General features: G+C 36.2%; 15 protein-coding genes, 1 tRNA gene and 1 rRNA gene. 8 read left to right on the top strand and 9 right to left on the bottom strand.

Annotated features, from left to right (window positions below; all coding sequences use genetic code 11):
- The first annotated feature begins 32 nt into the window (after nucleotides 1–32).
- Nucleotides 33–1,070, top strand: coding sequence for a DUF2157 domain-containing protein (locus tag AC1DDK_RS22180; RefSeq protein ID WP_172659023.1), 1,038 nt, complete (start codon nucleotides 33–35; stop codon nucleotides 1,068–1,070).
- 5 nt (nucleotides 1,071–1,075) lie between these two features.
- On the opposite strand, the gene AC1DDK_RS22175 is transcribed toward AC1DDK_RS22180, so the two are convergent.
- Both AC1DDK_RS22175 and uvrA read right to left on the bottom strand, forming a co-directional pair.
- Nucleotides 1,076–1,657, bottom strand: coding sequence for a LysE family transporter (locus AC1DDK_RS22175; protein WP_246269344.1), 582 nt, complete (start codon nucleotides 1,655–1,657; stop codon nucleotides 1,076–1,078).
- A gap of 53 nt (nucleotides 1,658–1,710) precedes the next feature.
- Nucleotides 1,711–4,512, bottom strand: a complete 2,802-nt coding sequence (gene uvrA, locus AC1DDK_RS22170; protein ID WP_477634062.1) for an excinuclease ABC subunit UvrA — start codon at nucleotides 4,510–4,512, stop codon at nucleotides 1,711–1,713.
- A 269-nt stretch (nucleotides 4,513–4,781) separates the two neighbouring features.
- Here uvrA and AC1DDK_RS22165 point away from each other — a divergent pair, with 269 nt between their 5' ends.
- The 4 genes from AC1DDK_RS22165 (at nucleotide 4,782) to recA (ending at nucleotide 7,669) form a co-directional block, all read left to right on the top strand.
- The gene (locus AC1DDK_RS22165; protein WP_048906404.1) at nucleotides 4,782–5,357 is read left to right on the top strand and encodes an RNA polymerase sigma factor; all 576 of its coding nucleotides are present in this window, start codon (nucleotides 4,782–4,784) and stop codon (nucleotides 5,355–5,357) included.
- A gap of 98 nt (nucleotides 5,358–5,455) precedes the next feature.
- The gene (locus AC1DDK_RS22160; RefSeq protein WP_152542359.1) at nucleotides 5,456–5,647 is read left to right on the top strand and encodes a hypothetical protein; all 192 of its coding nucleotides are present in this window, start codon (nucleotides 5,456–5,458) and stop codon (nucleotides 5,645–5,647) included.
- Between the two features lie 209 nt (nucleotides 5,648–5,856).
- Nucleotides 5,857–6,537, top strand: coding sequence for an endonuclease III (gene nth / locus AC1DDK_RS22155; RefSeq protein WP_172659020.1), 681 nt, complete (start codon nucleotides 5,857–5,859; stop codon nucleotides 6,535–6,537).
- A gap of 118 nt (nucleotides 6,538–6,655) precedes the next feature.
- A complete protein-coding gene (gene recA / locus AC1DDK_RS22150; protein ID WP_048906407.1) occupies nucleotides 6,656–7,669 on the top strand; it encodes a recombinase RecA in 1,014 nt (337 codons plus the stop codon).
- A 67-nt stretch (nucleotides 7,670–7,736) separates the two neighbouring features.
- On the opposite strand, the gene AC1DDK_RS22145 is transcribed toward recA, so the two are convergent.
- Both AC1DDK_RS22145 and tsaD read right to left on the bottom strand, forming a co-directional pair.
- Nucleotides 7,737–7,958 (bottom strand): hypothetical protein, encoded by a 222-nt coding sequence (locus tag AC1DDK_RS22145; protein ID WP_172659019.1) that lies wholly within the window; start codon nucleotides 7,956–7,958, stop codon nucleotides 7,737–7,739.
- Between the two features lie 18 nt (nucleotides 7,959–7,976).
- On the bottom strand, nucleotides 7,977–8,978 hold the full coding sequence (tsaD, locus tag AC1DDK_RS22140) for a tRNA (adenosine(37)-N6)-threonylcarbamoyltransferase complex transferase subunit TsaD (protein WP_172659018.1): 1,002 nt from the start codon (nucleotides 8,976–8,978) through the stop codon (nucleotides 7,977–7,979).
- A gap of 218 nt (nucleotides 8,979–9,196) precedes the next feature.
- Between tsaD and AC1DDK_RS22135 the strand changes: the two genes are divergently transcribed.
- On the top strand, nucleotides 9,197–13,477 hold the full coding sequence (locus AC1DDK_RS22135; protein WP_477634061.1) for a translocation/assembly module TamB domain-containing protein: 4,281 nt from the start codon (nucleotides 9,197–9,199) through the stop codon (nucleotides 13,475–13,477).
- A 22-nt stretch (nucleotides 13,478–13,499) separates the two neighbouring features.
- Here AC1DDK_RS22135 and AC1DDK_RS22130 read toward each other — a convergent pair whose 3' ends face one another.
- The 3 genes from AC1DDK_RS22130 to AC1DDK_RS22120 all read right to left on the bottom strand — a co-directional run bounded on the left by AC1DDK_RS22130 (nucleotide 13,500) and on the right by AC1DDK_RS22120 (nucleotide 16,719).
- Nucleotides 13,500–14,711 carry a bifunctional 3,4-dihydroxy-2-butanone-4-phosphate synthase/GTP cyclohydrolase II gene (locus tag AC1DDK_RS22130; protein WP_172659017.1) on the bottom strand — a complete coding sequence of 404 codons (1,212 nt, stop codon included), beginning with the start codon at nucleotides 14,709–14,711 and terminating at the stop codon, nucleotides 13,500–13,502.
- Between the two features lie 163 nt (nucleotides 14,712–14,874).
- A complete protein-coding gene (locus AC1DDK_RS22125; protein ID WP_172659016.1) occupies nucleotides 14,875–16,308 on the bottom strand; it encodes an LptF/LptG family permease in 1,434 nt (477 codons plus the stop codon).
- A gap of 30 nt (nucleotides 16,309–16,338) precedes the next feature.
- Nucleotides 16,339–16,719, bottom strand: a complete 381-nt coding sequence (locus AC1DDK_RS22120) for an START-like domain-containing protein (protein ID WP_172659015.1) — start codon at nucleotides 16,717–16,719, stop codon at nucleotides 16,339–16,341.
- Between the two features lie 104 nt (nucleotides 16,720–16,823).
- Here AC1DDK_RS22120 and AC1DDK_RS22115 point away from each other — a divergent pair.
- A tRNA-Met gene (locus tag AC1DDK_RS22115) sits at nucleotides 16,824–16,897 on the top strand.
- 312 nt (nucleotides 16,898–17,209) lie between these two features.
- Nucleotides 17,210–17,830 (top strand): methylated-DNA--[protein]-cysteine S-methyltransferase, encoded by a 621-nt coding sequence (locus AC1DDK_RS22110; protein ID WP_477634060.1) that lies wholly within the window; start codon nucleotides 17,210–17,212, stop codon nucleotides 17,828–17,830.
- On the opposite strand, the gene AC1DDK_RS22105 is transcribed toward AC1DDK_RS22110, so the two are convergent.
- Nucleotides 17,822–19,585, bottom strand: coding sequence for a S8 family peptidase (locus AC1DDK_RS22105; protein ID WP_337717444.1), 1,764 nt, complete (start codon nucleotides 19,583–19,585; stop codon nucleotides 17,822–17,824). The genes AC1DDK_RS22110 and AC1DDK_RS22105 overlap by 9 nt on opposite strands.
- Before the next feature lie 165 nt (nucleotides 19,586–19,750).
- Nucleotides 19,751–19,862, bottom strand: a 5S ribosomal RNA gene (gene rrf, locus AC1DDK_RS22100).
- Between the last annotated feature and the right edge of the window lie 32 nt (nucleotides 19,863–19,894).

Genomic DNA, 19,894 nt, shown 5'->3' with positions numbered 1-19,894 from the left:
TTTTAGGGTAACAGGATGTACCTTGTATCAAAATGAAAATTGATCAGGAAAAGAGTGACTTTTTAGACGAGATGCTAAATCATTGGCAAGAAGAAAAACTTTTGTCGCCGGATGACGTGAGCAGATTGCGAGGAAGTTACGAAACCAAAAGTTTCGACTGGCGCCGATTGGCCCAGTATTCTTTTTGGATAGCAATGGCCTGCGGTGTAATTTCGTTGGGCGCCCTTTTAATTGACAATAAGATTTTAAACTATCTGGAGCGGATTTTCACGGCCTCGGATGTAATGATTAGTGTTTTATCGGCAGCTGGTGCAGCTGCCTTATACTATTTCAGCTTTAAAAGAAAAAGACTCAAATCGCACCTTGTATTTAGTAATGAGGCATTGGTTTTTACAGCGGTAATGTTAACAGCCAATGCTATTGCCTACCTGGGTAAAGCTATTGACAACGGCAATTCGCACTTCTCTTTGCTCATTTTAGCATCTGTATTTATATACGGCATATTGGCATATGTATTTAAATCAAGGCTGATATGGGCATTTGTATTGATATCATTAGGTGCCTGGTTTGGCACTGAAACGGGTTACCTATCGCGTTGGAACTGGTATTTTGTGGGAATGAATTATCCACTTCGCTTTGTGCTTTTTGGTTTATGCCTAACTGCCTTTTCTTTTATCATTAAGGACAATAAAAAGATGGGTATCTTTTTTCAGGTAAACTATGTCTGCGGCATGGTGTACCTTTTTGTTTCTTTGTGGCTGCTTTCGGTATTCGGTAACTTCGGCTCACTGGAAGAATGGTATTCAGTAAAGCAGCTAAGCTTGTTTTATTGGGGCATACTATCAGCTGCATTTTGTCTGATAAGTATTTACATCGGCTTAAAATACAGAGACGATATTGCAAGGGAATTTGGAATTACCTTTCTATTTATAAACCTTTACACCAGGTACTTTGAATACTTCTGGGATAGCTGGCACAAAGCCCTCTTCTTTTGCGTACTGGCGGCCTCATTCTGGTTCATTGGGCGCAGAGCAGAAAAGATCTGGAATCTTGAATTTTTGAAGAAGTAGTATACTTATTTTATAAAGTGTATATATACTATTTTACATACGTGATAGGCTGACAATGCAAAGAAAAGCAGCGCAATTCCTTTGTTTACAATATAGCTACTTAGCGCAAATTTCTCTTGAATGTACTGGGCAAAGCGGGCAAAACCATATAATGCCAGGCCGGCACCAATACCCGACCCAATACTAAAAACAGATAAAGAAAGATAACCGATATCTATCCACTCGTGCGATATTAAGTACGTACCTACGAATAGCCAGTAGGGTATTTGCATTGGGTTAACAACACCCAAAAGTAAACCATATTTTATGCTGTCTTTCTTTGAGTAATCGGCTTTAGGCATTTCCTTACGCGACCTCCAGGTAATTACACCTAATATCCCAAACATGAAAACCATGATTACATCAATGATGTTATCCAGCTGAATTTCGCTGGATAGCCATTGCACAAAACGCATCACCCCAAAAGTGAAGAGTATTTCGACAGTTGAAAACGCCATGATAAAGTACAATGCCTGGCGAAGCCCCCTTGTTATCGTGATCTGAACTACAGTAAGATTAATATTCCCCGGTGGTATGTATCCAACCATATTCAAAATTATCCCGAGAAAGAGTGTTAAAAAAAGCATGCGCGAAGATACAATTATTTCAAATGGGCTTTTAAATACTTGGCAGTGTAAGATGATTTTACTGGTAAAAGATCTTCAGGTGTGCCTTCAAAAACAATGTTACCTCCTTTATCTCCACCTTCCGGACCAATGTCTATTACCCAATCAGCAGATTTTATCATGTCCATATTATGCTCTATAACCAAAATTGTATTCCCCTGCTCTATTAGAGTATTAAGGGCAATTAAAAGTTTTTTAATATCATGAAAATGCAATCCTGTGGTCGGTTCATCAAATATAAATAATGTTTTATTGGCATTATTTCCTTTAATTAAGAATGAAGCAAGCTTGATACGCTGCGCTTCTCCACCAGAAAGTGTATTAGAAGATTGGCCCAAATGAACGTAGCCTAAACCTACATCTACCAGAGGTTGCAGCTTGTTTAAAATTTTGGGTTCGTTTTTAAAGAAGTCAACTGCTTCTTCGATTGTTAAGTCCAGAATGTCGGCAACGTTTTTATCCTGATAGGTGATATCAAGTACCTGTTGTTTAAATCTTCGGCCCCCACAGGTTTCGCATGGCAGGTAAATGTCTGCCATAAACTGCATCTCTRTTTTCACCTCTCCTTCTCCCTGACAAACATCGCAACGGCCACCTTCAACATTAAACGAGAAAGCTGCAGGCTTTAGTCCGGAGGCTTTAGCTGCCGGCAATGCCGAAAATAGCGCCCTAACATCGTCCCAGGCTTTTACATAGGTTACCGGATTTGACCTTGATGATCGGCCAATTGGATTCTGGTCTACCATTTCAACCTGGCTAACCAGCTCGTAATTCCCGTAAATACCATCGTAGGCCCCGGTTTGCTCTCCGGCATAATTACCTATTGCCTTTTGCAGCGCGGGGTATAGTATTTTTTTAATCAGACTTGTTTTTCCAGACCCCGAAACACCACTCACCACTGTGAATACGCCCAAAGGAAATTTTACATCTATATTTTTAAGGTTATTTTCTCGGGCTCCTTTAATTAGAATATGATCTTTCCAACTTCTTCTTTTTTTAGGTACAGCAATTTGTTCTTCGCCGGAAAGGTATTTGCCGGTTAAGCTTTTTTTGTCTTTTATGATCTGCTCGTATGTACCACTAAAAACCAGGTTACCGCCATGCGTTCCGGCTTCCGGACCGATATCAATAATATGGTCGGCGGCCTTCATCATTTCTTCTTCGTGCTCTACTACAAGAACGGTATTCCCTACATTTCTAAGCGATACCAATACCTCGATAAGTTTATTCGTATCTCTTGGATGTAATCCTATACTTGGTTCGTCAAGAACATAAATGGAGCCTACCAAGCTACTTCCTAAAGAGGTAGCCAGGTTAATACGCTGAGACTCGCCACCAGAAAGTGTATTAGACAACCTGTTGAGCGTTAAATAGCCCAGGCCAACATTATTAAGGTATAGCACACGACTGCTCACCTCGGCCAATAAACGTTTGGCTATTTTCTCGTCATTTGACGAAAGGTTTAAATTATCAAAGAAATCAAGTATGGTCGATAAAGGCATCAAAACGATGTCGATTATCGACTTGTCATTGATCTTTACATAAGAAGCATCTTTGCGTAACCTGGAGCCTTTACAATCAGGACATGATGTTTTTCCCCTGTAGCGAGATAGCATTACGCGATATTGGATTTTAAAAGTCTGCTCTTCCAGCTCTTTAAAAAAAGCATCCAAACCTTCAAAATACTTATTACCAGTCCATAATAGCCTCTGTTCCTTTTCGGTTAATTCATTAAATGGCCTGTGAATCGGAAAATCAAATTTGGAAGAGGCTTTAACAAGTTTGTTTAGCCACTCCTTCATTTTCTCGCCGCGCCATGGCGCAATTGCATTATCAAAAACGCTTTTGCTTTTATCGGGAATAACTAAGTCCTCATCTATTCCTATTACATTTCCGTATCCCTCGCACCTTTTGCAGGCTCCGTATGGGTTATTGAAACTAAAGAAATTTGGTGTAGGCTCATCAAAACGGATTCCATCGAGTTCAAAACGGTCGCAGAAGTTAGTTAATTTACCTTCATGCTCCACATAACAATCGCCCTTTCCTTCAAAGAAGGCTGTTTGTACTGAGTCGGCGATACGGCTTAATGTCTCTTCATCAGAGTTGACAACAATCCGGTCAATCAGAATCTTGATGGTATTTTCGTCTTTTAATTCGAAATCTTTGAAGGTCTCATCCTCAAGGATCGTTTCAATCTTATGAACTTTGTCCTGATATGAAATTCTAAGAAACCCCTTTTGTAAAAGTACAGCCAGCTCTTCTTTTACAGATCTGTTATTGTGCGGAAATAATGGGCAAAATATTGTAACTGTACTGTCCTCCTCCAGTTTAGATATAAAATCAACGACGGTAGTAACTGTATCCTTTTTTACTACTTTACCAGAAACGGGAGAATATGTTTTACCTATTCTTGAAAACAGAAGTTTAAGATAATCGTAAATTTCTGTTGAGGTACCTACAGTTGACCTGGGGTTTGAGGTAATTACTTTCTGTTCTATAGCAATAGCCGGGGCAATTCCTTTTATATAATCTACATCAGGTTTATTCATTCTTCCCATAAACTGACGAGCATAAGAAGACAAACTCTCAACGTATCTCCTCTGACCTTCAGCATATAGTGTATCGAATGCCAAAGACGACTTGCCCGACCCCGACATTCCGGTTATTACAACCAGCTTATTTTTGGGGATGGCTACATCTATATTCTTTAGGTTGTGAACCCTGGCACCTTTTATGATAATATTTTTGTGTGGATCTTTGTCGATTTCGTTGCTCATTGATTTCGTGATAGAATATTGCTAATATACCCCAAAAAACGAATATTTGGCTTTTTGGGTGAATGCAAAAATAAGGCTCTGAGACCACTTTTATTTTTTTTTAACACTTTTTCTATTGAATTCTAATAAAAAAATGCTTCTTTTGAAATATATTAACTGAACAAAACACACCACCATCTTAAAAAACAATAGGAGAAATTATATCGAAACAAACATCTACTAAGTATTTTTTAGCATTTAAAGCAAGGGAATTTAGTTAGGATACTCCTATGAAATTACAACAATATAGTGATCAAGATTTGGTGAAGTTGTACCTTACTGGTGATGAAGCCGTTTTGGAAGAACTTTTAAGAAGACACAAATCAAAAATTTATACCTCAATCTATTTATTGGTTAAAGACCAGTATTTGGCTGAAGACATATTTCAGGATGCCTTTATTAAGGTAATTAACACGTTACGATCTGGACGTTATAACGAAGAAGGTAAATTCTTGCCATGGGTAATGCGTATTGCACATAACCTGGTGATAGATTACTTTAGACGTGAAAAACGAGGACCTGTAATTACAAGCGCCGATGGCACTGATGTGTTTAATATGCTTCAGTTTCATGAAGAAAGCGCGGAAGACAGGATTTTGAGAGAACAAACTCATTTTGATCTAAGAGCGATGATTCATTTGTTGCCTGATGATCAGAAAGAAGTATTGATTATGCGTCATTATGCCGATCTAAGTTTTAAGGAAATAGCCGATTTAACTGACGTAAGTATTAATACTGCTTTAGGACGTATGAGGTATGCTTTGAGCAATCTTCGGAAGATGATGAAGGTTAAAGAAATATCCTGATATAGCCAAAAAAAGAAAATATAAAAAATTGTTGTTAGGGTTAAAATAAATTAATAATAATAGCGTTAATTAGTAAAACTAATATACGTTTATTGCTTATGATGGAAACCTCTACTTCAGTTAACAAACTAAATTACGGACAGAAAAAACAGGAAACAGTTCCTGCAGATGATGTTGAACCACAGGATTTATCGTTCTATGAGAACATTAAACCACAGTTGGACAGCTTAGCCAAAAACCCTTCTGAGACAACGATTTCGAAGATTTTAGCTTACTCAAGAGCCAAGTAATTTACAAACGAATTAAAGCTGCCAAAGGTTTGGCAGCTTTTTTTTATGCCTCTATTTGAAATTCTTTTCATTTAAGAAAATAAAAAAATATATTTTGCCCGTTTTAAAAGGCAAGAATATCGTTAAAATGAAATTTAGCTTTTGTGTTTTAACGGGGATTCAATTTGTTCAAAATTGAAAATTAAAGGCAAAATTATATAAGTTTGCAAATGCTCAAAAAAGAAAGATATAAACTTTTTGTGTCTCATTTTTCTGCCAGGCAGCCAGACGCCGAAACAGAATTACACTACAACAATCCGTTCCAATTACTTGTGGCAGTAATATTATCTGCCCAATGCACTGATAAAAGAATAAATCAGGTAACACCTGCATTATTTCAACGCTTTCCTGATGCCAAAGCATTGGCTGATGTTACACCAGACATTGTATTTGATTACATTAGAAGTGTTAGCTACCCAAATAATAAAGCAAAGCACTTAGTTGGCATGGCTAAAATGTTGCTTAACGATTTTAACAACGAAGTCCCATCTGATATAGATGATTTGCAAAAAATGCCAGGCGTTGGAAGAAAAACGGCTAATGTAATTGCATCGGTTATTTATAATGCCCCTGCTATGGCTGTAGATACGCATGTGTTTAGGGTTGCGAACCGAATTGGATTAACTACCGGAAAAACTCCTTTAGCTGTCGAAAAGGATTTAGTGAAGAACTTGCCTGAAGAAACAATACATGTTGCACACCATTGGTTGATATTACACGGCAGATATGTTTGCTTAGCGAGATCTCCAAAATGCAGTATCTGCGAAATCACAAGTTTTTGCAAATATTATCAAAACAATAATAAAATAACTAAAATATTTAGTGATTCAGAGCCAACAATAAAAAAATAATAATTTTATTTGTTATTTTAAATTAAATAATAGTTATATTTGCTAATATAATTAGTAAAAAGAAAATCATTTTACGTTAAGAAATGTAAGTAGTTACTTTCTTACAGAATTTAATAATATGAGCACAAACGCAGACAAATTAAAAGCATTACAACTTACCTTGGATAAGTTGGAAAAATCATATGGTAAAGGTACCGTTATGAAATTGGGTGACAATGCTGTAGAACCGATAGAATCTATTTCGACAGGATCGATTAGTTTAGATATTGCCTTAGGAATTGGCGGAGTACCAAAAGGAAGAGTTATTGAGATATACGGCCCGGAATCATCAGGTAAAACAACTTTAGCGACTCATATTATTGCCGAAGCACAAAAAAAAGGCGGCTTAGCAGCTATTATTGATGCTGAACATGCATTTGATAAAGGCTATGCAAAAAAATTAGGCGTAGATGTAGATAATTTATTGATCTCACAACCAGATAATGGTGAACAAGCTTTGGAAATTGCTGATAACCTAATCAGATCAGGTGCAATTGATGTGATCGTTATTGACTCTGTTGCGGCTTTGGTACCTAAGGCTGAAATTGAAGGAGAAATGGGTGACTCCAGAATGGGGCTTCAGGCTCGTTTGATGTCACAAGCTTTACGTAAACTAACAGGAACGATCTCTAAAACCGGATGTTGCTGTATATTCATTAACCAATTACGTGAAAAAATTGGTGTAATGTTTGGAAACCCGGAAACGACTACTGGTGGAAATGCATTAAAATTCTATGCGTCTGTTCGTTTGGATATCAGAAGAACTTCTCAAATTAAAGACTCTGATGAAGTTGCAGGTAACAGGGTTAAAGTAAAAATTGTTAAAAATAAAGTTGCACCACCTTTCCGCGTTGCAGAGTTTGACATTATGTTTGGAGAAGGTATATCTAAAACCGGCGAAATTATCGACTTAGGTGTTGACTTTAATATCATTAAAAAAGCAGGCTCTTGGTTCTCTTACGGGGATACAAAACTTGGTCAGGGTAGAGATGCAGTTAAACAGTTATTACTTGACAATCCTGAACTATCTGAAGAGATTGAAGCTAAAATTAGAGCTGAAGTAACTGGCGATAAGCTAGAGGATAAAGCTTAAAATATTATTTCAAATAAAAGGGGTATTTCTTTATTGAAAATACCCCTTTTTTATTTTCGATTCTTTCTTATTTATAACTCGGTGCCTGAGACTTATCTGGCATACCTGATCTAGACTCCATAAAAGTGGAATCGAACTTAACAATTGCAATAATCGCAATAATAGCCATCGCCACCAAAACCACAAGCCCTAAATAGTTTCTGTTTTTATCCTTTTTGATTAACCAGATTAAAAAAATGATTAATGGCAATAGCATTAGCCCAAAGAAAACAAAACTCATTGTACCCATAACTCTACTTTTTATATATTAAAATTCCATTCTGGACAAAGGTGCAACATCTTGCTCCACGAAATCCTTATTTAAATATTTATAATAACCTGCAATAGCAATCATAGCCGCATTATCGGTACAATATTCAAAAGCAGGTATATATACATTCCAATTTAACTCCTCGGCAAGAGCAGTTAAGCCTGCTCTTAATCCACTATTTGCAGATACTCCTCCTGCTATGGCAATCTCCTTAATTCCATACTGCTTAGCTGCTTTCTTTAGCTTATTAAGCAATATATGCACTATACTATGCTGAACCGAGGCACAAATGTCGTGTAAATGCTCAGAAACAAAGTTAGGATTTTCCTTTTCCTGATTTCTGATGAAATACAAAATTGAGGTTTTAAATCCACTAAAGCTGTAATTCAGATCTTTGATCTGAGGCTCCCCAAATTTATATGCCAAAGGGTTTCCCTCTTTAGCATACTTATCTATAAGTGGCCCGCCAGGATAAGGTAAATTTAGAATTTTGGCAGTTTTATCAAATGCCTCACCTGCTGCATCATCTAAGGTTTCGCCCACTATCTCCATATCGAAATGACTTCTTATCACAACAATTTGAGTATGTCCGCCAGATACAGTTAAGCAAATGAAAGGGAATTGGGGCATTGGATCATCAATAAAATGAGCCAGAATATGAGCGTGCATATGATTTACCGAAATTAAAGGTAAATCTAACGCAAGCGCAAATGATTTCGCAAAGGAAACACCTACTAACAATGAGCCTAATAATCCAGGCCCCTGTGTAAAAGCAACTGCATTTAGCTCCTTTTTATTAACTTTAGCATCATTTAATGCCTGTTGTATTACTGGCACGATATTTTGTTGATGTACCCTTGAAGCTAGCTCAGGAATTACACCTCCATAATTTTGATGAATTGTTTGGTTTGCAATAACATTGGCAGTAATTTTGCCGTTGTTACATATAGCAACGGAGGTTTCATCGCAGGAAGATTCTATAGCAAGTATTACAGACACGTTTATTATTATTAAGCTACAAAATTATTAAAAAACTATTAAAAATACTTCTTTGGGTCGTTGCATCAGTATTATTACTTGCTGGTGTCATTCTATTTGCAATCCAATTTAAGCCTATTCAGACTTTCGTAGCTAAAAAAGCGGCAGCATACCTATCTAAAGAGCTTAATACAACCATTTCTTTAACCGGCATATATATAAAACCTTTTAAGTATGTTGTGATAGAAAACCTGCTTGTATTGGATCGGCAGAAAGATACCATACTTAATACACCCAAATTTTTAGTAGACATCAATCAGATTTCAATTAAAAAACGAATAGTTGACATTAATACGGTACAGATTAATAACGGCTCTTTTTATTTAAAATCATATAAAGACAGATCGACGAATTTAGATTTCATTATCGATTACTTTGACTCTGGCACTCCCACAGTTAAACCTAAAAAGAAACCGTACAAGATATCATTTGACAGAGTTATCCTGAACAACATCAGCTTTAAATACAAAAACCAACGAGTTGACACCGTTATGAAGGGGGTAAATTTTGATGACATATACCTAACCAGCTTTAACGGAATTTTTGAAAAATTAAATACTACAGATCATATCCTGCAGGCCGACATTAAAAACCTGACATTTAAGGAAAAGAGTGGGTTTTATTTAAAAAACCTGACAGCCTTTACTACTGTGGATACCAATAGCATTGAGTTAAAGAATTTGATGTTGGTTACCAATAAGAGCAGGCTATCTGATTACTTTCAAATGCGGTTTGATAAATACCGAGACTTTAGAGATTATGTCAATAAAGTAAGAATGAAAGCTAATTTCAAGAATAGCTATTTAGCATCGCGCGATGTTGCCTATTTTGCTCCGGAATTGGATCAAATGAATCTTGAGATTGAAGTTGACGGAAGGATTACCGGTTTGGTTAATAATCTTAAAGCAAAAAAACTATCGGTTAAAGCCGGAAAAGCGACTTATATAAAAGGGGACTTTATTGTAAAAGGGCTTCCAAATCTTAAAGAGACTTTTATGGATCTTAAAATAGAGATGGCCGKAACAAATAAAGCTGATCTGGATGAGATATTAACAAGCACAACCGGGAAAAAGACTAAAGTGATCCCAGTAGTTATCGGAAAATTTGGCAACATTAATTTCAACGGCTCATTTACCGGATTCCAAAACGATTTTATTGCCTATGGGGAGTTTAAGACAAAACTAGGCAGATTGGTTTCTGATGTTAATATGAAAATAGATAAGAAGGGTGTCCCCTCTTATTCAGGTAATGTTAAAGCCTACGATTTTAATTTAGGAAACCTTTTAGATGAGAATGATCTTGGTAGAATATCTGCTTCCTTAAATGTTGAAGGCAGAGGCACAGAAATAAAAAACCTTTCCGAGAAGCTAAATGGAGATATCGATTACATCGACTTTAACCAGTATAGGTATAGAAATGTTAAAATTGATGGAACCTTTGATAAAAAATATTTCGACGGTCGCCTGCAAATTAACGACAAAAATGTTCAGCTTGTTTTTGATGGCGGGGTAAATCTGAACCCTAAGTTGCCGGTATTTAATTTTAAAGCCCAAATAAACAATGCAAAGCTAAAGGCCTTAAAACTATATAAGGACTCTTTAAAAATTGATGCTACTTTTAGCACCAATTTCTCCGGCACCAACCTAAATAACATACAGGGTAAACTTCTAATTCAACAAATTAGGTTAGACAATGTTAAAGGCATTTACAACATTGATTCTGTAGAACTAAAGGCTGCAGGTATAGGAAAAGACAGAGACCTTACCATTCATTCAGATATTCTGGATGCCAGCTTAAAGGGGCAATACAACTTAAACACCATTCCTTCATACTATAAAGCATTAGCGAAAAAATACATACCATCCCTCAAAACTACCATTCTTCCATATGGAGACCAGATCTTTCAGTTCAATTTAAAAATAAAAAGATTTGAGCCCATTGCAGAACTTCTTGCTCCAGGCTTAGAGATCGATGATCAAGCGGTCTTTATTGGTAATTTTGATTCTCCAAACAACATAGCCACATTAAATGGCTTTGTGAAAAAGCTAAAATACAAAGGCATTATAGCCAACAATATTATTATCGATGAGAATACTTCCGTAAATCAATTACAAGCTATCATAACATCGGATAGAGTTGACTTAAATGATAGTTTGTACATTAAGAATGTCAACATATCCAACATATTGAGAAATGACAGTCTTTCTCTTAACTTAAAACTTGCCAATTCAGATGACGCTAACCAACTGGATTTAAACGGATTGGTCGAGTTTGCAAACGACACCACAGCAAGGGTTAGCATACTCCCATCTCAGCTTAAAGTAAATAATGAGGACTGGAAGATTCAGGAAAAAGTGAGAATTAGTTTTCATGAAGGAAAAACCGAGATTACCAATTTTGATTTAAGCAATGGCAATCAACTCTTAACTATTGATGGTATTCTGTCTGACGACCCCAAAGATTTACTTCTTGTCGGATTTAAAGAATTTAGCTTAAAAACAATAAATCCGTTTGTTAAGGCATTTGGCGTGCAGTTAGCAGGTAACGTTAATGGTGAAACAAAACTCTATAATATCTTAAAATCGCCTAGGATATCTGATAATCTAAAAATAGATTCTTTAACCTTTAACAATACTCATATTGGTAATTTGACCGATACTTCTTCTTATGATCGTGCAAATAATGTAGCCAACATTTTCACTAATATTGTTTCTTCCGACAGAGAAACACTTCGGGCTTTGGGCGTTCTTGATCTGGAAAAGAAAGAGATGGATATAAGCGTAAAGCTTGATAATAGTGAACTAGCTGTACTGGAACCATTTGTTAATGAACTTGTATCAGATCTTAAAGGTCATGTTTCATCATCATTAACGGTTACAGGTCCATTTGAAAAACCGGAAATTAACGGGCAGGTATCTTTTGACAAAGCTGAAGTGACAGTTAATTATCTTAAAACAAGATATACACTAAACGACCAGGTAGAAGTTGAAAACAGCATTATCAAAATTAATGACTTGAAATTGCTTGACGTTGATGATAACCAGGCCATCGCAAATGGTACGGTTGACCTCAATAACATCAATACACCAACGCTAGATATTGATATTAATGCTAAAGATTTCATGGCCTTGAATACTACGGAAAAAGACAACTCTATATATTTTGGAAAGGCTTATGGAACAGGTACCTTCAGATTTAAAGGTCCAACAAACAAATTATTTATAGACATTAATGCCAAGACAGAGAAAGGGACGGTATTTAATCTTCCACTTAACAGCTCTGAGACCGTATCAAATAAAGATTTTATAACATTTGTAAATAAGGACACGACTAAGGTTGTAAAAAAACAAACCAGTTTTGACGGACTTACAATGAACCTGAAACTTGAGGTTGATGCAAATAGCACTGCAAATATTTATACCACTTTAGGAAATCTAAGTGGGAAAGGCTATTCTAAAAATTTAGCGCTTAACATTAATAGTCTTGGTGATTTTGAGATGTCGGGTGATTATATCATTGAATCAGGGAGTTTTGATTTTACTGCTCAGGAAATTATAAATAAGAAATTCAACATCAGACAAGGTGGTACTATCCGATGGACAGGAAACCCCACAACTGCGCAGATAAATTTAAAGGCAATTTATTCCCTTCGTGCTGGTCTGAGCGACCTCTATACTGCAGCTAATAGAGATGGCGGCAATAATGCCAACGAGCGCGTTCTTACTGAAGTAGAAATGGGCTTAACCGGTTCACTATTAAAACCGGATATTAAACTTGATATCTTCTTCCCTTCAAACCCTGCTATTAAAGAAGAGATGCAATCTTATTTTAATGACGACAACAACAGGAACCTCCAGGCGCTTAGTTTGATTATAAGACGTAGTTTTGCTCCAGGAACAGGAAAAGAAGCCCTTGGCAAGCAATTAACATCAGGAGTAGCGAGTACTGCTACAGAGCTTTTGTTTAATCAGTTTAATAATGTCTTATCTTCACTCAACCTCGATTTTGTGGACATTAATATCCGCTCTTTGAGTGAAGCGAATGCCTCTTTTAGATTTTTTAATGACCGCATAGTATTAAATGCCGGGATAGTAGATAAACGTAGTACAAACGATTTGTCGCCAATTGGCTTTACCAGAAATAATGTAGGCGGTGAAGTTGAAGTTTTAGCCTTAATTAGAAAAGATGGAACTTTAGTAGGTAAGCTTGCCAATAAACCTCCTACACAGCAAAACACCTTCTTTAACACTGGGGTAAGCCAAAATAACAATGTAACATCCTTAGGTCTGATCTATACACAGCAATTTGACAGCTTTAGAGAGTTTGTTCAAAGAATATCAGGTAAATACAACAGAAACTTGAAGAAGAAGGCTGAGGAAGAGAAAAAGACACCTCCCGTTAGTAAACAGCCAGTTAACAAAGAGGCTGTTCCTCCAGAAAAAAAGAACAAAAAAAAGTAGGTTATAAATAACCTACTTTTTTTTAGCCTTTCATTATTTGATGCCCCATCTTATCACGTTTTGTTTTAAGATATTGCTCATTATGAACATTACTTTCTATCTCAATTGGAATATTTTCTACAATCTCTAAACCATAGCCAATTAAACCAGCGCGTTTAGTAGGGTTATTAGACATCAGTCTCATTTTAGTGATGCCCTGTGCTCTTAGTATTTGAGCTCCAACTCCGTAATCTCTTTCGTCGCCTTTGAAACCCAATTTTATATTTGCTTCAACAGTATCCAGGCCAGCATCTTGTAGATTATATGAACGCAATTTATTAACAAGACCAATACCTCTTCCCTCCTGATTCATATAAACGATTACTCCTTTGCCTTCCTTATCGATCATCTCCATTGCTTTGTGCAATTGAGGCCCACAATCGCATCTGCACGATCCAAAAATATCACCGGTAACACAGGAACTATGTACTCTTGTTAATACAGGCTCATCAATAGTCCATTCGCCTTTACTAATTGCCAAATGTGTGGCTCCTGTATCTATTTGGGTATAGGCAGTCATCTTAAAATCACCCCATTGAGTGGGTAGATTTACCGTTACCTCCTGCTCTATTAAACTTTCTTTGCTTAATCTATATGCAATAAGATCTTTTATACTAATTATTTTAAGCTGATGTTGTGCTGCAATCTTAATCAGGTCAGGCAATCTGGCCATCTCTCCGTCATCCTTCATAATCTCAACCAATACACCGGCAGGTTCCATGCCTGCAAGTTTAGCTAAATCTACAGATGCTTCGGTGTGTCCCGAACGTCTTAATACTCCCCCATCTTTAGATCTTAATGGAAAAATGTGACCTGGCCTACCCAACTCAGCAGGATCAATATTAGGATCGATTAAGGCCTTAATGGTTTTTGATCTGTCGGACGCAGAAATGCCAGTTGTACAGCCATGACCTCTTAAATCAACGGAAACAGTAAAGTTAGTTTCGTAAGCGGCGGTATTTTTTCCCACCATTAGATCTAAACCTAATTCATCACATCTTTCTTCGGTTAAAGGCGCACAAATTAAGCCTCGGCCATAAGTGGCCATAAAATTTATCATTTCAGGAGTAGCGTTGGCTGCGGCAGTAATAAAATCACCTTCATTCTCCCTATCTTCGTCATCTACAACAATAATAGCTTTACCCGCTTTTATTTCTGCAATAGCTTCTTCTATTGTATCTAGTTTGATTTCCATTTTTCTGAATATATCAATAATCAAGTAACAAATAAGTAACCTGATTAATTAGTAAGATTTACGGTGCAAAGTTACAATCTTCAAAACCAATATTACGTTATAAACTATCATAAATAAGTAATGAATATTAGGTGTTTACCCCTATTAAAGGATACAAATATTATTAACTGTTAATATTTGATTTTTTCTTTTTGAAGAGATTTATAAATATTTGTTTAAAATAACCTACATCAAATAAAGCAGAATCCACTGTTGCTTTATAAGTTAAGAATGCACCCAGGGGAGATAAAATAAATATTGCAAGCCACATTCCGAAGAAAGGCCTTAAAGATCCTGTTGTTGCAGATTTTTCAGAAACAGTAGCAATGATGTGGTACAAAAGGAAAAACACAATAGCCATTACCACAGGCAAACCAAGTCCACCTTTTCTTATAATAGCGCCTAGCGGTGCACCAATAAAGAACAATAAGAGACAGGACACTGCAAGTGTAAACTTTCTCTGATATTCCAATTGTACTTTTATTATACTTCTGGTTCTATCCTCATAATCCGTAACCCGTCCAGATGTAGTTTGTTTTACTGAAGTTGCCAGGTCCAATGCACTCTGAATAATTGCCAGTCTCTGTTTCTCAGGAAGCATTTTCAAAATGTCTCCCTTTATTACTTTTGCAGGGGTTTTAACAGCGGTATATCCCTTAGAGTAGTTGTTTTGCCTGTAATAGCTATTTATAGTGGTTGAGGAGAACTTATTTACACTATCCAACTCTTTGGTTAAGGAATCTCTTTTCCTTGTTAAGCCCTTTAAATTCAGCATTTGAGTGTTATTCCTAAAATCCTGCTCATCAGTTCTATTCATTTTAAAACTGGAAATATCAAACTTCTGATCAGTCTCAGTAAACCTCATCCTAGTTAACTCCTGTCTCGGATTGTTATAGGTATTACGGCCACTCGATTCTTCATATCTAACGCCATTTTTTAGCTTTAGAAAAAGGAACTTATCATTGCTATACATTTTACCTTCTTTAGCAATGATGATCTTTGCCATTCCGTTTGTATTTGTATGATCATAAATCATTACATCATACAATGAAACACCATCATCCCCTTTTTTATTAACTCTAATGGAATAACCTGGAATACTATTATTAAAAACCCCCTCCTTAATTAAAAAGGATAATTTTTTGTTTGTTATATCCCATAAAAGCGATCCATACTTCAAATTGGCTTTAGGCAGCATATAATCTGAAAATATGAAGGAGCTTATTGCAATAAATATTATGAGTACAAAAAGAGGTCTCATTGCCTTTTGCAACGACAACCCTGCTGATTTAATAGCTACCAATTCGTAGTTCTCCCCCAGCGTCCCAAAAGTCATTATCGATGATAATAAAATGGACAATGGGAGCGCCATAGACACATTTGCCGCAGAGGCATAATACATTAACTCAAGTATAATATACCATTCAAATCCTTTTCCTATTAAATCATCAACATATTTAAATAGAAAAAGCATTAGCAAAATAAACATCACAATAAAAAATGTGACGAAGAAAGGCCTTATAAATGCTTTGAGTAGAAGTAAATGAATCTTTTTCAATATACAAATGTAGACAAAGCTATTGAAAAACTAGGCACCAATTACACTGTGCAGGTAGTTAATCTGATTATCCCAAATAAGTGTACGCTCAGCTAATGTGTCATCAGTAGCAAAATCGGTTATTGAAAGGGCTACGTCATTTGTTAATTCGTCCTGTACAATTTCCATTTCAAAGTAACAGTGTGGTTCATCTTCCACCCATTTAAATTTTACAGATTTATTTTCTTTTATGCTAAGCAACTTTGCTTTCTGTATTTCATCGTCCCATGTGAAAGTATATACCTGATCTCTGAAAATCACATCATCTGCAAACCATTGAGACAGTCCATTTGGCTCACTAATAAAACTAAATAAAATACGTGGAGACGACCTCAATTCATATTCTAACGTAAATTTTTTCTTTTCCGACATCGTTAAACACTTATATTCTGAATTATTAGACTATTTTTTTAATATTTGTTTCTAAAGAAAAGTAATTTATTCTATATTTGCAACTCTTTAGAAAAAAGACGCCCGGCGGGGTAGCTCAGATGGTTAGAGCGCAGGATTCATAACCCTGAGGTCGGCAGTTCGATCCTGCTCCCCGCTACTGAAAAAAGCCTTGTCAATTATTTGACAAGGCTTTTCTATTTACTACTCTTACTACTATTTTAATTTTGACACCAATAGTGCTTCTAAATCAATCCTGAGATCAATTGGGATTACCTACTGAATCATTGCGATTTATTCGTAACATGTAATGATTAAATGCGATTAGCGTTAAGGACAACAGAGGAAAGCAAGAATCGGGTACCATCTTATTGATTGATTCCTTATTTTTAGGAAATATTAGATCATGCAAACGCTGAAGTATTTACTAAAATAAAAGCTGGCCTGTTAAAAATTAAATTCGACAATAAACATGAATAATACATCTCTCACTGACATTACAGGTTTTGCTGATCGGTATCCGTGGATATTTGAAAAATCCTCAATATCCTCTGATAAGGATGCCATAATAAACATGACGGAGATTTCTACTCCCTTAGGTCCTATGCTGGCAGGCGCTACATCAAAAGGTGTCTGTCTGCTCGAATTTACCAACAGGATCAGATTAGAAAAAGAATTCGCTGAGTTACAAAAGCTACTTAATGCAGTGATGGTAGCAGGAAGAAATTCGTATCTAGATCAATTGGAAAATGAGTTAACTGAATACTTCGAAGGAAAACGAAAAACCTTTTCAGTTCCATTACACACTCCTGGCAATGATTTTTCGCAAGCAGTCTGGAAAACACTTCAGGAAATTCCTTATGGAAAAACATGTTCTTACAAAGAACAGGCAGAAATGATGAACAATCCGAAAGCGATTCGCGCAATTGCCTCAACAAATGGGCGAAACCGCTTAGCAATTATAGTACCTTGCCACCGCGTAATAGGCAGCGATGGAAATATGACCGGCTATGCTGCCGGAATAGACAAGAAAAAGTGGCTACTTAAGTTTGAAAGKAATAATTCAGAAATAGAAGACGGCTATTTATTTTGATTGATAACGCTCTGCAAGCTTTAAGGCCTCATAAGCATTTACTATTCCTCCGCTAACACAAAGATCGGAGAAGGGTACTCGGACAGTCTCACCTCTTTCATTTTTGTATTTAACTTTCTGTAAAACCTTAGACACGGATTTCATTATGATCTCTCTGACCTGGTTAGGCTTAAGGTCCGGATAATAGCTCAAAATCAGGGCTGAAAGACCAGATACAACAGGAGCTGCCATACTAGTTCCATCAAATTCTTCATATTTTGAGCCTGGAACTGTTGAATTAATCATAAAACCAGGCGCAAATACGTCTACATTATACTTTCCATAATTTGAAAAAGATGCTTTTAAATTTGCATCATTAGCATATGCACTTGCTCCAACTTCTATCCAATTACTCGCATGTGGCAGTTTAAATTTAGCCGTATCTATAACTGCTTTTTTAATAACGACAGAATTAGGCCCCCTTCTCATACCCTGATTTTGCGCTTGATTTTGCTCGATCTTAAATGGCAATGCTGAAAGTGCATCTTTTTTGATCGATTTCTTATAAGCAGCAGCCTCTGGTCCATCAAAGTATTTATTTGGATAATTCTCTTTAACATCTACATCTTCGTTATCATTTCCGGCCGCATGAACTAACAATACGCCTTTCTGTTCAGCATATTTTACCGCTTCGTCAACAACTTCTTTATTCCATTTATAACCTTTGCCAAAGCTCATATTAATTACCTTAGCACCGTTATCTACTGCATATCTAATTCCATTGGCAACATCTTTATCTCTCTCATCCCCTTCTGGTACAACTCTAATTGCCATTATACTAACACTATTGGCTATTCCATTAATTCCAATTGAATTGGATCTGTTTGCCCCTATTATGCCCGAAACATGTGAACCATGTTCTGCATTAGGTCCGGCAACATCATTGTTCCCATATAAACGTTCTTTTGCGTTTGTATAATCGTCGCCAACTAGCTCCTGCCGCTGATCATACTTCACATTCAGATTATATTTAAGCATTACATCATATTGCTTATAGGCATCTTTCATTTCCTTGTAGAATTTATCAATTCCTCCACTGTCCTTAGATCCGCCTCTTATAATCTTTTTTACTTGCTCCTCATCTTCATTATCAGCCACGTATTTATCAATATCTTCCAATGATGGAATCTTCTTATTGTTAATAGCTGCCACTGAATCCAGAACCTTATTAATGATACTTACAATCCCAAATGTATAGTGAGCATCGTTATACTTCTTTCCAAATTCTGCATTAGCTTTAAGATATAGGGCATATTCTTCTTTTTGAACACTATCTAATACTGTAGATCGAATGGTTGATACATACTTAGGGCCATACACTCTAAGTATCCGCACCAACTCCAGATTATCATATGCTAGATTACCTTTTTTTGATCCTATAAAATTCCAGCCATGTATATCATCTACATATCCATTACCATCATCATCAATTCCGTTACCTGGAATCTCTTTTTTATTAGTCCACAGTACGTCCTTTAAATCCTCATGATTAATATCAACGCCTCCATCAATTACGGCAACAATCACATTTTGTTTAGGCTTTTTATTGCTCAATAATTCCTTATATGCTTTTTCGGTACTTATACCAAAGTACCCATCAGCAACTAAATCCAGATTGTACCAATTAGAAGGAAGCTTCACATCTTTACTTTGCGAAAATGCAGAGTTGCTCAAGATAAAGCTAAATGCAAAAAGCAATATATATCTTAATTTCATCAAAAGTGCTTTTTATAAGATTAACGTAAAATACAATTATACGGTTTTATTGTATCTCTGATGAAGATTTAGCATTTTTTAACATTGTATTTTCATCAGAAAGTTTCCAGAAATGTATATAAACACAAAAACCCTGCAGCGTTTAGCTACAGGGTTTTGATTAAGATTTGGCACCGACCTACTCTCCCACGTGTTACCGCAGTACCATCGGCTCTGGTGGGCTTAACTTCTCTGTTCGGAATGGGAAGAGGTGGACACCACCGATATAGGCACCTAAATATTTTTAAAGTTATCTTGTATGTTTCCTAT

Source organism: Pedobacter sp. 05T44 (assembly GCF_056395985.1).
Note: the sequence above shows the minus strand (reverse complement) of the source record. Positions and strands in the feature narration are given on the sequence as shown.

What these genes read in the sequence shown, in the direction of transcription:
- AC1DDK_RS22180 (WP_172659023.1), top strand. Translation starts at nt 33, where the DNA reads ATGAAAATTGATCAGGAAAAGAGTGACTTTTTAGACGAGATGCTAAAT.
- AC1DDK_RS22175 (WP_246269344.1), bottom strand. Translation starts at nt 1,657, where the DNA reads ATGGTTGGATACATACCACCGGGGAATATTAATCTTACTGTAGTTCAG.
- AC1DDK_RS22165 (WP_048906404.1), top strand. Translation starts at nt 4,782, where the DNA reads ATGAAATTACAACAATATAGTGATCAAGATTTGGTGAAGTTGTACCTT.
- AC1DDK_RS22160 (WP_152542359.1), top strand. Translation starts at nt 5,456, where the DNA reads ATGATGGAAACCTCTACTTCAGTTAACAAACTAAATTACGGACAGAAA.
- nth (WP_172659020.1), top strand. Translation starts at nt 5,857, where the DNA reads ATGCTCAAAAAAGAAAGATATAAACTTTTTGTGTCTCATTTTTCTGCC.
- recA (WP_048906407.1), top strand. Translation starts at nt 6,656, where the DNA reads ATGAGCACAAACGCAGACAAATTAAAAGCATTACAACTTACCTTGGAT.
- AC1DDK_RS22145 (WP_172659019.1), bottom strand. Translation starts at nt 7,958, where the DNA reads ATGGGTACAATGAGTTTTGTTTTCTTTGGGCTAATGCTATTGCCATTA.
- AC1DDK_RS22130 (WP_172659017.1), bottom strand. Translation starts at nt 14,711, where the DNA reads ATGGAAATCAAACTAGATACAATAGAAGAAGCTATTGCAGAAATAAAA.
- AC1DDK_RS22120 (WP_172659015.1), bottom strand. Translation starts at nt 16,719, where the DNA reads ATGTCGGAAAAGAAAAAATTTACGTTAGAATATGAATTGAGGTCGTCT.
- AC1DDK_RS22105 (WP_337717444.1), bottom strand. Translation starts at nt 19,585, where the DNA reads ATGAAATTAAGATATATATTGCTTTTTGCATTTAGCTTTATCTTGAGC.